The sequence below is a fragment of the Caballeronia sp. BCC1704 genome (assembly GCF_902833455.1).
Lineage (GTDB): Bacteria > Pseudomonadota > Gammaproteobacteria > Burkholderiales > Burkholderiaceae > Caballeronia.
This window is the reverse complement of sequence record NZ_CADFFT010000002.1, coordinates 581,455-599,440: the sequence shown is the minus strand read 5'-3', so window position 1 is coordinate 599,440 and position 17,986 is coordinate 581,455. Positions and strand designations below refer to the sequence as shown.

Sequence of the window (17,986 nt, the reverse complement as noted above, 5' to 3'; positions counted from 1 at the left end):
CGGGCATCAAGCCGAATGGTGGCTTATTTCACGCTCAAATCGGGTAGCCGTCAATAGGGTTTTGAGCTACGCTCACATTTGTTCCCGACACTCTTCGGCACGATCATGTCCACGCAATCCACCGGAACCGGCCGCCGCACGCCTGCCGGCGTCAAATCGCAGCAACGCGTGCGCGACATCCTGCAAGCAGGCCGCGATGTCTTCGCCGAAAAAGGCTACGACGCGGCAACCACGGCGGAAATCGCGCAGCGCGCGGGCATTTCGGAGGCGACCGTCTTCAGCTACTTCAGCGGCAAGCGGGCGCTGTGCGCGCGCGTGATCGCGGACTGGTACGACGAGATCATCGACGCGTTCGAGAGCGGGCTGCCGCGCGAGGGCTCGATCCGGCAACAGTTCGCGTTCATCGTGCGGACGCATTTGCGGCTGATGCTCGTCAACGGCACCGGCTTATGTTCGCTGGTGCTGTCGGAAGGCCGCACGAAACAGCACGATCTGTCGGATACGCTTACTGAATTGCAGCGCCGCTACACCGCGCCGTTGATGGACGTGCTCGCGCGCGGGCAAGCGCTCGGGCACATACGCGCGGACGTGTCGCTGCGTCTGTTGCGCTCGCTCGTCTTCGGGCCGATGGAGCATGTGCTGTGGGACGCGACGCTGGCGAAGCGCCGCCTGAGTCAGGCTCAGATCGAAACGACGGCGGATGAACTGGTGGACGTGTTGTGGGCCGCGCTGCAACCGCCGGATGCGCAGCTCGCGGCGCTGGCACGGTTCAGGCAGGACGTGGAGGATGCGTCGCGGCGGTATGAGGAGCGGGCCAAAGTACCCGGAGCGAGCTCGGCTACTTGACGAACCGCCGCGCCAGCCGCGCGAGCATCGGCACGGTGGTCGGCCGCAGCAAGCGCGCGTCGTAGCCCGCCATGCGGCGCTCGTTCTCGACGAGACACAGATCGATCAACGCGCCCACCGACACGTTCCCGGCCACCGAATCCCCGACATTCGCCGGGAAATTCGCGTCCTGCGCCGCGCCGCTCTTGTCGAAACCGCGCGCGAGCGAAATGCGATCGCGGATCAGCGTAAGCCACACGCCCGCGGTCTTCAGCAGGAAGCCGGGCTTGCGATACCACGGCAAGCTGCGCCGATACCACGCCACCCAGTTCGCGAAGAACAGGATGTGCCGCGCCTCCTCCTGTATCACCGGCTCGAACGTCTCGACGAGTGCCTCCGGAAAATAGCCCGACTGGCGCGCCGCCTCGAAGAGACCGAACGCGAAGAAACTGTCGATGCACTCGCTGTAGCCCGTGAGCATCCACGCGCGCAGGGCGTCGTCGGGCGCGGGATACGGCGGCTCGGGCGCGAGTTCGATGCCGTACGCCTCAACCAGCTTCGACAACACGAGCTTGTGCCGCGCCTCTTCGCCGCCGTTCATGCGCAGCGCTTCGTTGAGCAGCGGGTCGGACACGCTCGCCGCATACGTCGCCACGCGAATCGACGCGCGCCCTTCCGTCTGCACCGCGATATCCCAGATCGGCAGCGACGTGACGCGCCTGAGCGCCGCCGGGTCCAGCTTCGGCCACTCGATGACGGCAGGCTTATAAGGATTGTGCGTCGTCAGCAGCATCTCGCAGAACATGCGCTTGTGCAGCTCGGAACCGATCCGAATCCGGCCTTCGGATCGATAGATCCAGTTGCGCATCGCATGATCTGCTTCGACTGGGGTGAGCGTGTCGGACATATTCGAATTGTTGGCTTCTACAAGGAACGTTCTGCGGATTCTGGCATACAGAACGCCCACACGCAGCAATCGGCACGCCGTTGCCTCTCAATGCGAGATCTTCTCGAGCGCCATGTCGCGCGTTCTCGGCCCCATCAGCCCGATCGCCGCCATCACGATCAGCATGGCGCCCGCGATGAACACGAACACGCCCGTCGTGCCGAAACCCTTCAGCACGCCCGCGATGATGAACGACGTGAAGATCGCGGAGAATCGGCTCCACGAATAGACGAAGCCGACCGCGCGCGCCCGGATGCTCGTCGGAAAAAGCTCGGCCTGATAGGCGTGAAAGCTGTACGACATGATGTTCGAGGACAGCGTGAGTCCGACGCCCATCGCAATCAGAAACGCGGCATTCGACGACTGACTGAATAGCAGCCCGCAGACGATATTGGCCGCCGCCATCGCAACGATGGCCGTCTTGCGCTCGATCTTGTCGGCAATCGCGAGGCCGATCATCGGGCCGATGGGCGCGGCGATCGCGATGATGCTCGAATACATCAGGCTCGACGTCACCGTGATGCCCTGCTTGATGAGCAGCGTCGGCACCCAGTTCGCGAAGCCGTAGAAGCCGACGGTCTGAAACACGTTGAAGATGATCATCATCGTCGCGCGCTTGCCGTAGGGCGGGCGCCACATGCGGGCGAACGAGCCGCCCTTCGCGCGCTCGGCGTCCAGAACCGGCTCCGGCTCGGCGGGCGGCGGCAGCGGCTTGCCGTATTCGCGTTGCACCTGCGCTTCGAGCGCGGACATCACGCGGTCGGCTTCGTCCAGCCGCCCCTTCTGCGCGAGCCAGCGCGGGCTTTCGGGCAAGCGGCGGCGAATCCACCAGACGAAAAGCGCGCCATGCGCGCCGATCACGACGACCCACCGCCAGCCGTCGATGTGCAACGGCGCGCGCGGCACGAGCAAATACGCGAGAAACGCGACCACCGGCACCGCCATGAAGCCCACCGCCTGCTCGCACGCGAACGCGCGGCCGCGAATGTGCTTCGGCGCGAGTTCGGAGATATACGTGCCGATGGTCACGAGTTCCACGCCGATGCCCACGCCCGCCATGAAGCGCCAGAAATTGAGGCCCGTCGCGGTCTCCTGAAACGCCATCACGACGTTGGCTGCCGTGTACCACAGCAGCGAATACGTGAACACCGCGCGACGCCCGAAGCGGTCGGCGAGCCAGCCGCACGCGACCGTGCCGATAAACAGCCCCGCGAACAGCGACGCGATGAAGCTCGCCACGCCCGTCATGCCGAAGAAGCCGTTCGTGGTCGGCGTCAGAATGCCGCTTCGCACGAGGCCCGGCGCGACATAGCCCGAATACAGCAAGTCGTAAAGCTCGAAGAAGAAGCCGAGACTCAGCAGCACGACGAGCGTCCATACCGTGCGCGTGGCGGGCAGCCGGTCGAGGCGCGCGGAGATCATGCCGGCGGACAGCGCGGGCGGCGCGGCATCGGCGGATGCGCGGCTAGAAGTCGCCGCGGGTGAAGTGGGCATCGGTATCGTCTCCTGATTCATGTCGGGCTTTTATCTGGCAATGCGCGGAGTTCGACTCCGAGGCGCGCAAAGCAAAGGCCGCATCTTAACCGGATGGATCATCCTCGCGGCGCGGCGGGTTCGGGGACGGCCGGCGCGCTCGAAAGCGGATGCCGAAAGGAGGAAAAGCTCTATTCGGGGTTTCACTAGGTTCCGAACTATTTTGGCTTGGTAACCTTCTGCCGATTCTGCACGGACACGATCCGCGGAATGCGCGCCTTCCGGCCTGTTTCAGGCGACCGCCCGCCTCGCCGGACGGCACCGGAACGAGACCTTCCGGGCCGAACTGACCACCTTCTGGAGTTAAAACAGTGAAGAAACTGCTTGCCGCCTTGTCGATGTCCCTTCTCGCCGTCACGTCGTTCACCGCCGTCACGGCCCATGCCAAGGACTATTCGACGATCCGCTTCGGCGTCGACGCAAGCTATCCCCCGTTCGAATCCAAAGGTTCGGATGGCAAGCTGGTCGGTTTCGACATCGATCTCGGCAATGAAATCTGCGCGCGCCTGAAGGCCAAGTGCGTGTGGGTGGAGAACGATTTCGACGGCATGATCCCCGCGCTGAAGGCGAAGAAGTTCGACGGCGTGCTCTCGTCGATGTCCATGACGCCGCAACGCGCCGAGCAGATCGCTTTCTCCAGCAAGCTCTTCAATACGCCGACGCGCCTCGTCGCGAAGAAAGGCAGCGGCATCCTGCCGACGGCTGAGAGCCTGAAGGGCAAGAACGTCGGCGTCGAGCAGGGCACGATTCAGGAAACCTACGCCAAGACGTATTGGGCGCCGAAGGGCGTGACCGTCACGCCGTACCAAAACCAGGACCAGGTCTACGCCGACCTGACCTCGGGCCGTCTGGACGCCGCGCTGCAAGACGCGGTGCAGGCCGACATCGGCTTCCTGAAGACGCCGCGCGGCGCGGGCTTCGACTTCGCGGGCAAGGATATCGTCGACGAGAAGATTCTCGGCAATGGCGCCGGTATCGGTCTGCGCAAGGAAGACACCGACCTGAAGACGAAGATCGACAAGGCGATCGCCGACATCATCAAGGACGGCACGTACAAGAAGATCGAGAAGAAGTACTTCGACTTCGACGTGTACGGCGGCTAATTCTCCGGAAGCAGCCAACAGACGAACGGGCTCCGCGGAGCCCGTTTTTCATTGCGCGCCGTTCGGCCCGTGCCGACAAGCCGGCCGCCCGCCGCGCCGATTTCGGCTAAGATCGAACGTCTGAGGCGGCGCCGGCGGACGGAGACACCGCGGCGCCCCACTCGCCCCGCATCGGAGCGCCTCAGCCCGTCCAGCAACCATCGAGGCAAGACCTCGCGCACTCGCGTGCGCGCGAACACTATGCAGACCAGAACTCACCAGCTCATCTCGCCGACGCTCGGCACCTCACGCAGCATCGCCAGTTTCCATTACGGTCCGGGTGACGGACAGAAGATCTACATTCAGTCGTCGCTGCACGCGGACGAACTCCCGGGCATGCTGGTCGCGTGGAAGCTGCGCCGCCAGCTCGCCGCTTTCGAAGCCGCCGGCAAGCTGCGCGGCGAAGTGGTGATCGTGCCGGTGCCGAATCCCATCGGCCTCAATCAATTCCTGCACGGCAATCTGCTCGGCCGGTTCGATACCAACAGCGGTCACAACTTCAACCGCAATTTCCACGATCTCGCCGCGCTGATCGCGCCGCGCATGGAAGCGCGCCTGACCGACGACGCGGATGCGAACCGCCTCGCCGTGCGCGCCGCGATGAAAGAGGCGCTCGACGAACAGACGCCGCGCACCGAGCTCGAATCGCAACGCCTGGCGCTGCAAAAGCTGTCCTACGACGCGGACGTGGTGCTCGACCTGCACTGCGATCTGGACGCCGCGCTGCATCTGTACACGAACCCGGACATCTGGGAAGAAGTGGAACCGCTCGCGCGTTATCTGGACTCGAAGGCATCGCTGCTCGCGCTGAATTCGGTCGGCAATCCGTTCGACGAGATTCACAGCTTCTGCTGGTCGGATCTGCGCGCGCGTTACGGCGATCGCTTCCCGATTCCGAACGGCGGCATTTCCGTGACGGTGGAATTGCGCAGCCAGCATGACGTGTCGCACGAACTCGCGGACAAGGACGCGCAGGCAATCGTCAACTACCTGATTCACCGCGGCGTGATCGATGCGCCGCAAGCGCCGCTGCCCGCGCTCGCGTTCCCCGCGACGCCGCTCGCAGGCGCGGAGCCGATCGTCGCGCCCGTGTCGGGCGTGCTCGTGTTTCGCGCGCAAGTGGGCGCGTTCATCGACGCGGGCGAAGCCATCGCCGATATCGTCGATCCGCTCACCGACACGGTGACCACGGTCAAGTGCAGCACGTCGGGCGTCATGTACGCGCGGCACATTACGCGCTTCGCGACGGCGGGTCTGGAAGTCGCGCGCATCGCGGGCGCGAAGGCGTATCGCACGGGCTCGCTGCTGTCGGCCTGAGCGTTTCCTAGTTTCTAGAAAGCCATGAGACCGCATTGCGCCGCGACCACGCGCCAGGCGCCTGCGGTCTCGCCCCACGTCCGCGTATAGCGCAGGCTGCCCGTGAACGGGGCGCCGCCGAACGTGCCGGATATCGCCACGCGCGTCACCGTGATCGCGAACGCGCCGTACACGCGGATGCTTTGCTCCTCGATGCTCAGCGTGTCGATGCGCTGCATGCCATAGCGATGCCCGTTCAGGTCGTCGGCCTTCGTCCAGACCTTGCCGGTTGCGTCGACGAAGCTCAGATCGTCGGCGAGAAGCGCATCGAGCGCTTTCACGTCTGACGCGATCATCGCCTGTCTCAGCCGTTCCTCCAGTTCGCGGATTCCCTGTTCGTCCATGTCCATGCGCTCGCGGTGATGAACCGCCAGCATAGCGCGGCCACGCAGTCACGCGTGCGCGCGTTGGCACACCTGAGCGCGATGCGCCAGCCCCGTTGCACGGGCGAGACACGCGAGGTCGAGGTAAACCCTGTCACATTTCTTTCTTCAGTCATCGCTACATTTGCGCCCGTCGCCGCCACGCGCCAGACAGAGCGCGACCCGCCGCCGACAGGCGCTGCCCTCGCAGCGCGACCACACACCGCGAACCAACTCACGGAGCATGTTTTGAAGAAGAATCTTTTGGCTACTGCCGCCCTCGCCGCTTTCGCCACCCTCGCCACGGCCGCTCATGCGCAGAGCAGCGTGACGCTGTACGGCATCATCGACGCCGGCATCAGCTATGTGAACAACAGCTCGACCAGCACGACGCGCGCCGGCAAGTCGCTCGTGAAGTACGACGACGGCGTGGCTCAGGCCAGCCGTTGGGGCATGCGTGGCGCCGAAGACCTGGGCGGCGGTCTCAAGGCGATCTTCACGTTGGAGAACGGCTTCAACAGCGGGACGGGCACGCTCGGTCAGGGCGGCGCGGAATTCGGCCGTCAGGCTTATGTGGGTATCTCGAAGAACGACGTCGGCTCGCTGACGTTCGGTCGTCAATACAGCTTCAGCACCGACTATCTCGGCTCCGCGTATTCCATCGGCGGCCAGACCGTCGCCGGCAACTACGCGTACCACATGAACGACTTCGACCAGTTGACGTCGAGCCGGATCAACAACGCGGTCAAGTTCTCGAGCGCGAACTTCTACGGCTTCACGTTCGGCGCGTTGTACGGCTTCTCGAACACGGCCGGCGCGTTCGCGGGCACGCCCAACACGACGGTCGGCACCACGACCACGCAGGGCTCCTCGCGCGCCTACAGCTTCGGCCTGAACTACAAGGCCGGTCCGCTCGGCATCGGCGCGGCGTACACGGACATTCACTATCCGACGGCTGCCACGCCCGCATTCAGCTCGACGATCGCCAACATCAACACCACGGGCACGACCAACAACGCGAAGGACCTGCGCTCGTTCGGCGTCGGCGCGACTTACGCGTTCGGCGCGGCGACCGTCTTCGGCCTGTGGACGAACACGCGCTTCGAGCCGATCGTCGGATCGAGCTCGCGCATCAACGCGTTCGATATCGGCGGCAAGTACGCCATCACGCCGACGATGACCGCGGGTCTCGGCTACACCTACATGGATCTGTACGACAATCTGAAGGGCCACTGGCATCAGATCGACGCGAGCTTCGACTATGCGCTGAGCAAGCGCACCGACGTGTATCTGCTCGCCATCTATCAGAAGGCTTCGGGTTCGAATAACGGCGTGGAGAATCAGGCGTCGATCGGTTCGTCGTCGTCGAGCTACTTCGGCACGTCGGGCGCGGGCGAGAACAATCAACTGGCGTTCCGCATCGCCATGCGCCACAAGTTCTAAGCGTCGCGCCAGATGGCTTGGACAATCGGGCCGCCTTGCGCGGCCCGATTGTCTTCTACTTGCCTTTCTTGCCGTTCTGCGCCTGATATTGCGCGACGTGCTCATCGAGCATCTTGCGAATCGCGCGGCCAATCTGCATGTAGTCGCTTTCGTTGAGATTGGCGAGCGACACGCGTCCCGAAGGATGCTGCGTGCCGAAGCCGCGCCCCGGCAACAGCACGACGCGCGCTTCCTGCGCGAGCCTGAAGAGCAGCTCTGTCGGCTTCGTGTTCTTCATGACCCAGTCGACATAGTCGCGGCCATACATGCGCTCGCCGAGGTATTCCATATCCAGAATGGTGTAGTAATCGACGAGATTCTTGTCGTCGTCTTCCAGCGGAATACCGATCTCGCGATAGAGCGCCTGCTTGCGATTGCGAATGAGCCGCTTGAGCGCGTTCTTGTACGCGTCGGGCGTGTCCATCAGCGAGAAGAGCGAGAACAGCACCATCTGCACTTGTTGCGGCGTCGAGAGGCCGGCCGTGTGATTTAGCGCGACCGTGCGGCTATCGGCCACCAGCCGGTCGATGAACTTGAGCTTGTCCGGCTCCGTCGTGATGGATTCGTAACGCTCGTGCAAGATCGCCTTCTGCTCTTTCGGCAGCGCGGCGAGTTGTTCATCGAAGATGTTCTCGCGATGCGTGGCGATGGTCCCGAGCCGCCAGCCCGTCGCGCCGAAGTACTTCGAATAGGAGTACACAAGAATCGTATTCTTCGGACAGAGCGCGAAGAGCGACACGAAGTCGTCGGCGAAGGTGCCGTACACGTCGTCGGTCAGAAGAATCAGATCAGGCCGTTCCTTCACGATCTCCGCGATATACCGCAGGCTCTCGTCGTCCATCTTCACGGAAGGCGGATTGCTCGGATTGACGAGGAAGAACGCCTTGATCTTCGGATCGCGCAGCTTGTCCAGTTCTTCTTTCGAATACTGCCAGCCTTGCGCGACGTCCGCGTTAAGATTCACGACTTCGAGCTTGTAGTCGTTGAGCTTCGGAATCTCGATATACGGCGTGAAAATGGGCATGCCGAGCGCAATGGTGTCCCCTTGCTTGATGAGGAAGTTTTCGCGCATCGTGTTGAAGATGTACGTCATCGCGGCGGTGCCGCCTTCGACCGCGAAGATGTCGAAGTCGCCGACGAACGGATGCTTGCCGATCATCTCGCGCCGCAGATATTGCCCGACGATGACCTCCGACAACTTGAGCATGCGGTCCGGAACCGGATAGTTCGAAGCGAGAATGCCTTCGCACATCTCATAGAGGAAGTCGCCTGCGTTCAGGCCGAGCTGATCTCGCACATACGACACCGCGCCCGTCAAGAATGCGATGCCCGGCGTGCCCTTGTTCTCCCGCGCGAAGATTTCGAAGCGTTCTTCGAGACCTTCGTGCTTCGGAAAACCGCCGATGCCTTCGGGCATGTACGCGAAGGAACGCTCCGATTCGCGCATCGCGAAGAGACCGAGTTGCCAGAAGCCGTGGCGCGGAATGGTCGCGAGGAAATTCGGATTGCCGCGGCCCGCGTTGAGCATCGCGACGTTCGCGGGACGCTCCACCACGCCGCCGCCCGCTGCCTTGATGAGTTCGTCCTTGAGTTCGAACGGGCTGAGCGAGGCCATCGCTGCACGATCGTCGGAACCGGACTTCGAGGACTTTGACATCCAACACCCCCAGTAAAAGAGCAATCAGGTACAGGAAAAAACGATGAGACACGCAGCGTCCGCGTTCACGTCATCAGCATCACCATGACCATCCCCCAGATGGTGAGCAGCGTATTGCCGACCGCATACGTGACCGTGTAGCCCAAGCCCGGCACCTGGCTCTTGGCCGCATCGCAGATCATGCCGAGCGCGGCTGTCGTCGTGCGCGCGCCCGCGCAGATGCCGAGCAGAATCGCGGGATGGAACTTGAAGACGTACTTCGCGATATACATGCCGATGATGAGCGGCACCGACGACGCGAAAATACCCCACAAAAACAGGCTCACGCCGAGCTTTTGCAGGCCCGCGACGAAGCCAGGCCCCGCCGATATGCCGACCACCGCGATGAATACATTCAGTCCTACTGAATTCATGAACCAGATGGTCGGCGACGGAATGCGGCCGAACGTCGGATGAATCGCGCGCAGCCAGCCGAACACGATGCCCGCAATCAGCGCGCCGCCCGCCGTCGACAACGTGATCGGCACCGCGCCAAAGCGGATGACTATGGCGCCGATGAGCGCGCCGAGCGTGATGGCGAGACCCACGAACGCCATGTCCGCCATGTCGCTCGGGCGGTCGATGACGCCTACTGCGTTCGCCACCGCAGTCGTATCCTGCGTGCGTCCCACGAGCGTCACGGTGTCGCCGCGATACAGCTTGGTGCTCGGCAGCACGGGAATCAGCGTCTCCGTCGCGCCACGCTTGATGCGCCGGATGAACACGCCGCGCGCGCCCGGCGTTTGCCCGAGTTCGGCGAGCGTGCGCCCTTCGACGTGCTTGCTGGTGATATAGACGTCGACGCCTTCAACCGGCACCGCGAGCAGTTCGGCGTCATCGACCTCGGTCGCGGTGCCGCCGATGAGATCGATGAGATGCTCGCGCCGCCCGACGACCGCGACGATATCGCCTGGCTGAAGCACATCGTCGAGCTTCGCTTCCTGAATCTTGCCCTCGCGCCGAATGCGTTCGATGAAAAGACGCGCGCCGGCGGGCCTCAGCGCCTCGAGCTGGCTCACGCTCATGCCGGCTGCGCGGCCCTGATCGGCGACGCGATACGCGCGCAGCGAGAACTGGTGCCATCCGCTGCCCGGCCCGCCGAGTTCGGCCGTTCCGCCGAGCTGTTGCTCGTACTCTTTGCACGCGGCGACGAGATCGATGTTGAGCAGCTTCGGCCCGAGCATCGCGAGAATGATCGCCGAGCCGATGGTGCCGTAGATGTAGGTGACGGCGTACGCGGTCGGCATTGCGTCGAGCAATGCCTTGGTCTCGGTGGCGGGCAGGCCCAGGCGATTGATCGCGTCGGTGGCGAGGCCCATCGACGCCGAGATGGTCTGCGATCCCGCGAAGAGCCCGGCCGCCGATCCGACGTCGTAGCCCGCGATCTTCGCCGCTGCATACGGCGCCGCGAGACAGAGCACGCACTGGATGACGGAGAAAAGCGCCTGCGGCAAGCCGTCTTTTGCGATGCCGCGCACGAATTGCGGGCCGACGCCATAGCCGACCGCGAACAGAAACATCAGAAAGAAGACGGCCTTTACATTCGACGAAATGGTGATGCCGAGTTGCCCGATGGCGATGGCGGCGAGCAGCGTCGCGGTCACCGCACCGAGGCTGAATCCTTTGAACGACTTTCCGCCGACCCAGTACCCGACGCCTAGCGAGAGAAAGATGGCAATCTCCGGGTAACTGCGCAGCGTTTGCGTAAGCCACGACATATGCGCTCCTTTGCGGGACGAACCCGCGACCGTTAGATGCCCGACGGGCACGGGAGAAACGTAAGGAATGAGCGGTGTCTTTAATCGTTCATGAAACGAATCGCGGCATGCACCTGGTTGGTGTCGTTCCGGCGCGGGTGCGCGTGGTTGAGAACGGCCGGCAGAGAGTCAAACGCACCAATACACTATTTTCGCGGTGCGGTTGTGAGCGAAAGCGATAATTTCGCAGTGCGTTTGAAGCGATCAGATCGTTGCACTGTGCATGGCAGCGCATGTAACCGATGTTTGGGCGAAAAAAAAACAGCGGCCGAAGCCGCTGTTCTCGAAACATGCTCGAAGCGTGCGTTGCTTATTCCGCCGTCTCCAGCAACGGGTAATCCGTGTAGCCCTTCGGACCCGGCGCGTAGAACGTCGTGGTATCCGGCTGGTTCAGCGGCGCGTCAATCTCGAAGCGGCGCACGAGGTCCGCGTTCGCGATGAACGGCTTGCCCCACGCCACGGCGTCGGCATCGCCACGTTCGATGATGGCTTCCGCGCTTTGCTTGGTGAAGCCTTCGTTGGCGATATACACGCCGCCGAATGCCTTCTTCAGTTGCGGTCCGAGGCTGTCCGGACCTTCTGCCTCGCGCGCCGCGATGAACGCGATCTTGCGCTTGCCGAGCTCACGCGCCACGTAGCCGAAGGTGGCTGCACGGTCGCTGTCGCCCATGGTATGCGAATCGGCGCGCGGCGCGAGATGCACGCCCACGCGATCCGCGCCCCACACGGCGATGCACTCGTCGACCACTTCGAGCATCAGGCGCGCGCGGTTTTCGATCGGGCCGCCGTACTCGTCGGTGCGCTTGTTGGTGCTGTCCTGCAGGAACTGGTCGAGCAGATAACCGTTCGCGCCGTGCACTTCCACGCCGTCGAAGCCCGCGCGCTTCGCGTTCTCCGCGCCCTTGCGATAAGCCGCGACCACGCCCGCGATTTCATCCAGTTCCAGCGCGCGCGGCGTGACGTACGGACGCTGCGGACGCACGAGACTCACGTGTCCGCTCGCTGCGATCGCGCTCGGCGCAACCGGCAGTTCGCCGTTCAGGAAGATGGGGTCCGAAATACGGCCCACGTGCCACAGTTGCAGGAAGATTTTGCCGCCTGCTTCGTGCACGGCGCGCGTCACGAGCTTCCAGCCTTCGACTTGCTCGTCCGACCAGATGCCCGGCGTATCGGCATAACCGACGCCCTGTGGCGTGACGGAGGTCGCTTCGCTGAGAATGAGACCGGCCGATGCGCGATCGGCGTAGTACTGCGCCATCATTGCGTTCGGCACGCGTTCGACGCCTGCGCGCTGGCGCGTGAGCGGCGCCATGATGATGCGGTTCTTGAGCGTGATTGCGCCTACCTGAAGCGGATCGAAAAGAGTCGGCATAACGATAAGAAATCCTAAGTTAATTGAAATGATGCTGTCACCTCGAAGCGCATCCGGACGCTCAAAGATTCTCGATGGAATCGCGAAACGCCTGAATGACCGCTTCGTCGCGCTTGAAGAACACCCACTGCCCTACGCGCTTGGTGGTGACGAGCCCGGCTTTATGCAAAGTGGCAAGGTGCGCGGAAACGGTGGACTGCGACATGCCGCAGCGCCCATCGATCTGACCCGCGCAGACGCCATGCGACAGCGGCAGTTCCTGATCAGGGAAATGTCGCTCCGGCTCCTTCAGCCATTCGAGAATCTCGCGGCGAAGGGGGTTGGCGAGGGCCTTATGAATTGCGTCGATGTCCATTTCGTTGCTCGTGCGTCTGACGGCCGACACATGCGGCAGTGAGCACGCACGTTTCGAATCGTCTTGAGGCGAATTATATATCGTTATTTTCCGATATGCAAGTACGCGCGTCAGTCGCGTCCAAAGCGGGAAATAGAGCACACGAGTACACAGTCACGACCATCGTTTCAAAAAGGGACACGGCGGTGAGGAAAGATAATAAGCAATCCCTACATTCGCTAACTGCGGTGATTCATCTGCGTTTAGCATGACGCGCGCCGAGGTCCTCCGGCGATGTCACCAAACTTTTTATAGCGTTTTGGATCGTCTTCGTTTATTACTGGACTCATCGACACGTCACGCCTGACGGTGGAGAGCCGACCTTTCGGGCGCTTTGCACCGTTACGATCGGAGTCCGCTAACACATCACAAGTATCAGGCTCGCGCTCATTGACGTCGCTTGGCCGTTCGGTTGTATCGATGACGTCGCTCGGAAAGCCACGGCTTTTGCGGCACGCCGTCGTTTAGCACGCAGTCGCCAATTGCATCGCGCGAGCATGCCGTGGCGAGCACGCGTCAGCGCGTTCGCTCCCGACTATCGGCCATCCCAGGGGGGAGGCGCTCATGGCGTTCATGTGCAAACAGATGCTCGACTGCAAGCGGTTCCACGAACTGCCGCGCCGGATGCTCGCACTGCGCTTGCGTGGCTCTGCCTCGATCGTGCTGCTCGCGCTCGCCGCGTGCAACAAGCCGCCTCCCGAAGCGCCGCGGCCGGCCGTCGATGTCACCGTCGTCACTGTCACGTCGAAGTCCACGCCAGTCGACTTCGAGTTCACCGCGCAAACACAGAGTTCGCGCGAAGTGGAAATACGCGCACGCGTCGACGGCTTCCTCGAGAAGCGCATGTACACCGAAGGCGCGCTGGTGGAAGCCGGACAGGTGATGTTCCTCATGGACAAGCGTCCCTTCGAGGCCGCGTTGCAAACGGCCAAGGGCGCGCTCGCGCAGCAGCAGGCGCGGCTTTACGTGACCAAGCAGAACCTCGCGCGCGTGGTGCCTCTCGCCGCGATGAACGCGTTGAGCAAGAAGGATCTCGACGACGCCACCGGTAATGAAAAGCAGGCCGAGGCCGCCGTCATCGCCGCGCAGGGCGAAGTGCAGACCGCGCAACTGAACCTGAGCTATACGACGATCCGTTCGCCGCTCAAGGGCTTGTCGAGTTTTGCGCGCGTGCAGGAAGGCAGCTACGTCACGCCGACGCAATCGGGCTTGCTCACCTACATCTATCAGTTAGACCCGATGTGGGTGAACTTCAGCATCTCGGAGAACGAGTTGCTGAGATGGCGCGAAGAGATCAGCAAGAACGAACTCCACTTTCCGCCCGGAAACAAGTTCGACGTGACCGTCATTCAGGCAGACGGATCTGTCTACCCGCAGACCGGCCACATCGACTTCACGAATCCGGCGTTCAGCACGGAGACGGGCACGTTCCTCGTGCGCGCGGTGTTCGCGAATCCGCGCGGCACGTTGCGTCCTGGCCAGTTCGTCAAAGCGCGCGTGGCGGGCGCCGTCCGCCCCAACGCGATTCTGGTGCCGCAGCGCGCGATTCTGCAGGGCGCGAAGAGTCATTTCGTCTGGGTGCTCGATGATCAATCCAAGCCGCGTCAGCGCGTGGTCGAAGTCGGCGAATGGCATGGCGACGACTGGTTCGTGACGAGCGGACTGAAGGCAGGCGAGCGCGTGATCGTGGACGGCGCGGTGCGCGTCGGAGCCGATTCTCAAGTGCGCGTGGTAAGCGCGCCGACGCCGGGCGCGGCACCGGCAACCGCGCCAGCCGCGACGTCCGCTCCCGGCGCGCAGGCGTCCCTGACCCAAACGAAAAGCGAAGGCGGCGGCACCGAGAAGTGATGTGATAAGTCGACTATCGGAAGCATCGGAAGCACGTCGCGCGGAAGAGGCCAATGAACATCTCACATTTCTGCATTGACCGCCCGATTTTTGCCTCGGTCATTTCCATCGTCATCACGCTGGGCGGCGCGCTCGCGATGCTCGCGCTGCCGACCGCGCAGTATCCGGACATCACGCCGCCGCAAATCACCATTTCCGCGACCTATCCGGGCGCGAGCGCCGATGTCGTCGCGAACAACGTGGCCGCGCCGATCGAGCAGCAGGTCAATGGCGCCGACCGGATGATCTACATGAGCTCGTCGAGTTCCTCGACGGGCAACCTGACCATCAACGCGTACTTCGAGATCGGCACGAACCCGGAGCTGGCGCAAGTGGACGTGCAGAACCGCGTCAATCTCGCGTTGCCGCAACTGCCGCAGTCGGTCACGGCGCAAGGCGTGCAGGTGCAGAAGAAGTCGCAGGCGTTCATGATGGTGATTGCCATCTATTCGCCCGACGAGCGTTACGACGCCACGTATATCGCCAACTACGCGAACGTCTACGTGCTGGATGCGCTCAAGCGCATTCCCGGCGCGAATCAGGCGAGCATTTTCGGCACGCCCGATTACGCCATGCGCATCTGGCTCAAACCCGACCGCATGGCGCAACTCGGCGTCACGGCCGCCGATGTGCAGACGGCCGTCGCCAATCAGAACCAGCAGTTCGCGGTGGGACGTCTCGGGCAATCGCCGACGGGCGCGCCCGTCGAGCAGTCGTTCGCGGTGACGACGTCGGGGCGGCTCACGGAGCCGTCGCAGTTCGAGAACATCATCATCCGCGCGGAGTCGGGCGGCGCCGCTATCGTCCGTCTGAAGGACGTCGGTCGCGCGGAGCTCGGCCAGAAAGACTATTCCATTCGCAGCCGCTTTCAGGGCAAGTCCGCGACCGTGCTCGCGGTCTATCAGCAGCCGGGCGCGAACGCGCTCGACGTGTCGAAGCAAGTGCGCGCGCGTCTGGCCGAAATGAAGAAGTCGTTCCCGGAAGGCATCGACTACCAGATCGCGATGGATACGACCGAGTTCACGCGGGCCTCCATCTCCGATGTCGTGCACACGTTCTTCGAAGCGGTCGTGCTCGTGGTGATCGTCGTGTTCGTGTTCCTGCAAAGCCTGCGGGCCACGCTGATTCCGGTGCTCGCAGTGCCGGTGTCCATCGTCGGCACGTTCATGGGCATGTCGGCGCTCGGGTTTTCGATCAACATGCTGACCCTCTTCGGCATGGTGCTGGCCATCGGCATTGTCGTGGACGATGCGATCGTCGTAATCGAAAACGTCGAGCGCAACATGACGGTGCACAAGCTCGATCCAAAGGCGGCCGCGAAGCTCGCGATGGACGAAGTGGCCGGGCCGGTGGTCGCCATCGTACTCGTGCTGTGCGCCGTGTTCGTGCCGGTGGCGTTTCTCGGCGGCATCACAGGGCAGATGTACAAGCAGTTCGCCATTACCATCGCGATATCGGTCATCATCTCGGGCATCGTCGCGCTGACCTTGTCGCCTGCCCTCGCCTCGCTGCTGCTCAAGCCGGGGCATCACGAGAAGAAAGGCTTCTTCCGCTGGTTCGACCGCCAGTTCGCGCGCATGACGGCGGGCTATACGAGCGTCGTGCGGCTCGTTATCAAACGCTTCGTGATCGCGTTGCTGCTCTTTGCCGGATTGATCGCGCTGGCTGTGGTGATGATGCGCGACATTCCCACCGCGTTCCTGCCGCCGGAGGACCAGGGCTATCTGCTCGGCGCGGTCATCATGCCGGACGCGGCGTCGCTCGACAGAACCGGACAAGTGTCGGACCGCGTCACCGAGTATTTCATGAAGCAGCCGGCCGTCGGCAGCATCACGACGGTCGACGGCTTCAGTCTTCTCGACAGTCAGAACAAGAACAACGCTTCCACGTTCTTCGTGGGCTTCAAGAGCTTCGAGGAGCGATACAAGTCCGCGAACATCCGCACCCAAAACGCGCGGTCCGTGCTGGTCAACGCTTACAAGTCGCTCTCGGAGATCAGGGAAGGCATCGTGGTGCCGCTCAATCCTCCGTCCATACCGGGCCTCGGCACCACGGGCGGCACCGAAATGTGGGTTCAGAGCAAGGGCGATGCACCCATCTCGCAGTTCGCGGCGATCGTCGACGACTTCGTGGCGAAGGCCAAGCGTCGGCCCGAACTGACCGGCGTGACGTCCACCTTCAACGCGGCTTCGCAGCAGTTGCTCGCCGACGTGGATCGCGACAAGGCCGAGACGCTCGGCGTGCCCGTCGAAGACGTGTATAGCGCGATGCAGACGATGTTCGGCTCGCTCTACGTGTCGCAATTCAACCGCTCGAGCCGCCTCTGGCAAGTGATCCTGCAGGCCGAGCCTTCGTATCGGCTACGGCCCGACGATCTCACGCAGATCTTCGTGAAGAGCAAGAGCGGCAGCATGGTGCCGCTCAAGTCGGTGGTCAACACGCGCTATGTCACCGGGCCTGATCTCATCACGCGCTTCAACAACTTCCCGGCAGTCAAGATCACGGCGAACGCCGCGCCCGGCTATGCGTCCGGGCAGGTCATTCAGGCGCTCGAAGAAGTGGCAGCGGGATTGCCGTCCGATTACGGCATTGCGTGGAGCGGCGAGGCGTTCGAAGCGAAACAGTCGGGCAGTTCGTCGGCACTCGTTTTCATATTCGGGCTCGTGATGGTGTTCCTGATCCTCGCCGCCCAGTACGAGAAGTGGAGCCTGCCGTTCGGCGTGTTGATGGCCGTGCCGTTCGCCATCTTCGGCGCGCTGCTCGCCATTCTGCTGCGCGGGCTCAACAACGACGTGTATTTCCAGATCGGCCTCACGATGCTGGTCGCGCTGGCCGCCAAGAACGCGATTCTCATCTTCGAGTTCGCCGTGATCAACCGCGAGTCGGGCAAATCCGTGTTCGATGCCACGATGACCGCCGCCGAAGAACGTCTGCGGCCGATCGTCATGACATCGCTCGCATTCATTCTCGGCTGCGTGCCGCTCGCCATCGCGACGGGCGCATCGGCGAACAGCCGGCATTCCATCGGCACCGGCGTGATCGGCGGGATGCTCGGCGCGACGGTCATCGCCGTGTTCTTCATTCCGATGTTCTTCTACGTGCTCGAAACGATGTCCTCGCGTTCGAGCAAGAAAAGCGGACACGCCCCGCCCGCTTCCGACGCTACGCAGGCTCACGGCGCATCGGGCGGCGGCGCCGACGCGCGGCCTTCCGCTCCCAACGAGGGGAACTGAC

13 protein-coding genes are annotated in these 17,986 nt (G+C 63.0%); 6 read left to right on the top strand and 7 right to left on the bottom strand.

Going from position 1 to position 17,986, the window contains the following annotated elements:
- The first annotated feature begins 105 nt into the window (after positions 1-105).
- Positions 106-846, top strand: coding sequence for a TetR/AcrR family transcriptional regulator (locus tag HWX53_RS12360; protein ID WP_175941134.1), 741 nt, complete (start codon positions 106-108; stop codon positions 844-846).
- Here HWX53_RS12360 and HWX53_RS12355 read toward each other — a convergent pair.
- A complete protein-coding gene (locus HWX53_RS12355; RefSeq protein WP_175941131.1) occupies positions 839-1,732 on the bottom strand; it encodes a ferritin-like domain-containing protein in 894 nt (297 codons plus the stop codon). The genes HWX53_RS12360 and HWX53_RS12355 overlap by 8 nt on opposite strands.
- Before the next feature lie 87 nt (positions 1,733-1,819).
- On the bottom strand, positions 1,820-3,193 hold the full coding sequence (locus HWX53_RS12350; protein ID WP_244140138.1) for an MFS transporter: 1,374 nt from the start codon (positions 3,191-3,193) through the stop codon (positions 1,820-1,822).
- A gap of 422 nt (positions 3,194-3,615) precedes the next feature.
- On the opposite strand from HWX53_RS12350, the gene HWX53_RS12345 reads away from it, so the two are divergent.
- Both HWX53_RS12345 and HWX53_RS12340 read left to right on the top strand, forming a co-directional pair.
- Complete coding sequence (locus HWX53_RS12345; RefSeq protein ID WP_175941127.1) at positions 3,616-4,407, top strand: ABC transporter substrate-binding protein; 792 nt, start codon at positions 3,616-3,618, stop codon at positions 4,405-4,407.
- A gap of 240 nt (positions 4,408-4,647) precedes the next feature.
- On the top strand, positions 4,648-5,763 hold the full coding sequence (locus HWX53_RS12340) for a succinylglutamate desuccinylase/aspartoacylase family protein (RefSeq protein WP_175941125.1): 1,116 nt from the start codon (positions 4,648-4,650) through the stop codon (positions 5,761-5,763).
- A gap of 14 nt (positions 5,764-5,777) precedes the next feature.
- Here HWX53_RS12340 and HWX53_RS12335 read toward each other — a convergent pair whose 3' ends face one another.
- Positions 5,778-6,146 carry a nuclear transport factor 2 family protein gene (locus tag HWX53_RS12335; RefSeq protein WP_175941123.1) on the bottom strand — a complete coding sequence of 123 codons (369 nt, stop codon included), beginning with the start codon at positions 6,144-6,146 and terminating at the stop codon, positions 5,778-5,780.
- 267 nt (positions 6,147-6,413) lie between these two features.
- On the opposite strand from HWX53_RS12335, the gene HWX53_RS12330 reads away from it, so the two are divergent.
- A complete protein-coding gene (locus tag HWX53_RS12330) occupies positions 6,414-7,607 on the top strand; it encodes a porin (protein ID WP_175941121.1) in 1,194 nt (397 codons plus the stop codon).
- Between the two features lie 55 nt (positions 7,608-7,662).
- Here HWX53_RS12330 and HWX53_RS12325 read toward each other — a convergent pair whose 3' ends face one another.
- The 4 genes from HWX53_RS12325 to HWX53_RS12310 form a co-directional block, all read right to left on the bottom strand.
- The gene (locus HWX53_RS12325; protein WP_175941119.1) at positions 7,663-9,303 is read right to left on the bottom strand and encodes a bifunctional aspartate transaminase/aspartate 4-decarboxylase; all 1,641 of its coding nucleotides are present in this window, start codon (positions 9,301-9,303) and stop codon (positions 7,663-7,665) included.
- A 65-nt stretch (positions 9,304-9,368) separates the two neighbouring features.
- The gene (aspT, locus tag HWX53_RS12320; protein WP_175941117.1) at positions 9,369-11,060 is read right to left on the bottom strand and encodes an aspartate-alanine antiporter; all 1,692 of its coding nucleotides are present in this window, start codon (positions 11,058-11,060) and stop codon (positions 9,369-9,371) included.
- A 349-nt stretch (positions 11,061-11,409) separates the two neighbouring features.
- Positions 11,410-12,471, bottom strand: coding sequence for an alkene reductase (locus HWX53_RS12315; RefSeq protein ID WP_175941115.1), 1,062 nt, complete (start codon positions 12,469-12,471; stop codon positions 11,410-11,412).
- A gap of 61 nt (positions 12,472-12,532) precedes the next feature.
- Complete coding sequence (locus HWX53_RS12310) at positions 12,533-12,826, bottom strand: metalloregulator ArsR/SmtB family transcription factor (RefSeq protein ID WP_175941112.1); 294 nt, start codon at positions 12,824-12,826, stop codon at positions 12,533-12,535.
- Between the two features lie 603 nt (positions 12,827-13,429).
- Here HWX53_RS12310 and HWX53_RS12305 point away from each other — a divergent pair.
- A complete protein-coding gene (locus tag HWX53_RS12305; RefSeq protein ID WP_175941110.1) occupies positions 13,430-14,713 on the top strand; it encodes an efflux RND transporter periplasmic adaptor subunit in 1,284 nt (427 codons plus the stop codon).
- 53 nt (positions 14,714-14,766) lie between these two features.
- Entirely contained in the window at positions 14,767-17,985 is a 3,219-nt protein-coding gene (locus tag HWX53_RS12300; protein ID WP_175941108.1) for a multidrug efflux RND transporter permease subunit, read from the top strand.
- The last annotated feature ends 1 nt before the right edge of the window (position 17,986 follow it).

What these genes read in the sequence shown, in the direction of transcription:
- HWX53_RS12300 (WP_175941108.1), top strand. Translation starts at nt 14,767, where the DNA reads ATGAACATCTCACATTTCTGCATTGACCGCCCGATTTTTGCCTCGGTC.
- HWX53_RS12325 (WP_175941119.1), bottom strand. Translation starts at nt 9,303, where the DNA reads ATGTCAAAGTCCTCGAAGTCCGGTTCCGACGATCGTGCAGCGATGGCC.
- HWX53_RS12335 (WP_175941123.1), bottom strand. Translation starts at nt 6,146, where the DNA reads ATGGACGAACAGGGAATCCGCGAACTGGAGGAACGGCTGAGACAGGCG.
- HWX53_RS12340 (WP_175941125.1), top strand. Translation starts at nt 4,648, where the DNA reads ATGCAGACCAGAACTCACCAGCTCATCTCGCCGACGCTCGGCACCTCA.
- aspT (WP_175941117.1), bottom strand. Translation starts at nt 11,060, where the DNA reads ATGTCGTGGCTTACGCAAACGCTGCGCAGTTACCCGGAGATTGCCATC.
- HWX53_RS12360 (WP_175941134.1), top strand. Translation starts at nt 106, where the DNA reads ATGTCCACGCAATCCACCGGAACCGGCCGCCGCACGCCTGCCGGCGTC.
- HWX53_RS12315 (WP_175941115.1), bottom strand. Translation starts at nt 12,471, where the DNA reads ATGCCGACTCTTTTCGATCCGCTTCAGGTAGGCGCAATCACGCTCAAG.
- HWX53_RS12310 (WP_175941112.1), bottom strand. Translation starts at nt 12,826, where the DNA reads ATGGACATCGACGCAATTCATAAGGCCCTCGCCAACCCCCTTCGCCGC.
- HWX53_RS12350 (WP_244140138.1), bottom strand. Translation starts at nt 3,193, where the DNA reads ATGATCTCCGCGCGCCTCGACCGGCTGCCCGCCACGCGCACGGTATGG.
- HWX53_RS12305 (WP_175941110.1), top strand. Translation starts at nt 13,430, where the DNA reads ATGGCGTTCATGTGCAAACAGATGCTCGACTGCAAGCGGTTCCACGAA.
- HWX53_RS12355 (WP_175941131.1), bottom strand. Translation starts at nt 1,732, where the DNA reads ATGTCCGACACGCTCACCCCAGTCGAAGCAGATCATGCGATGCGCAAC.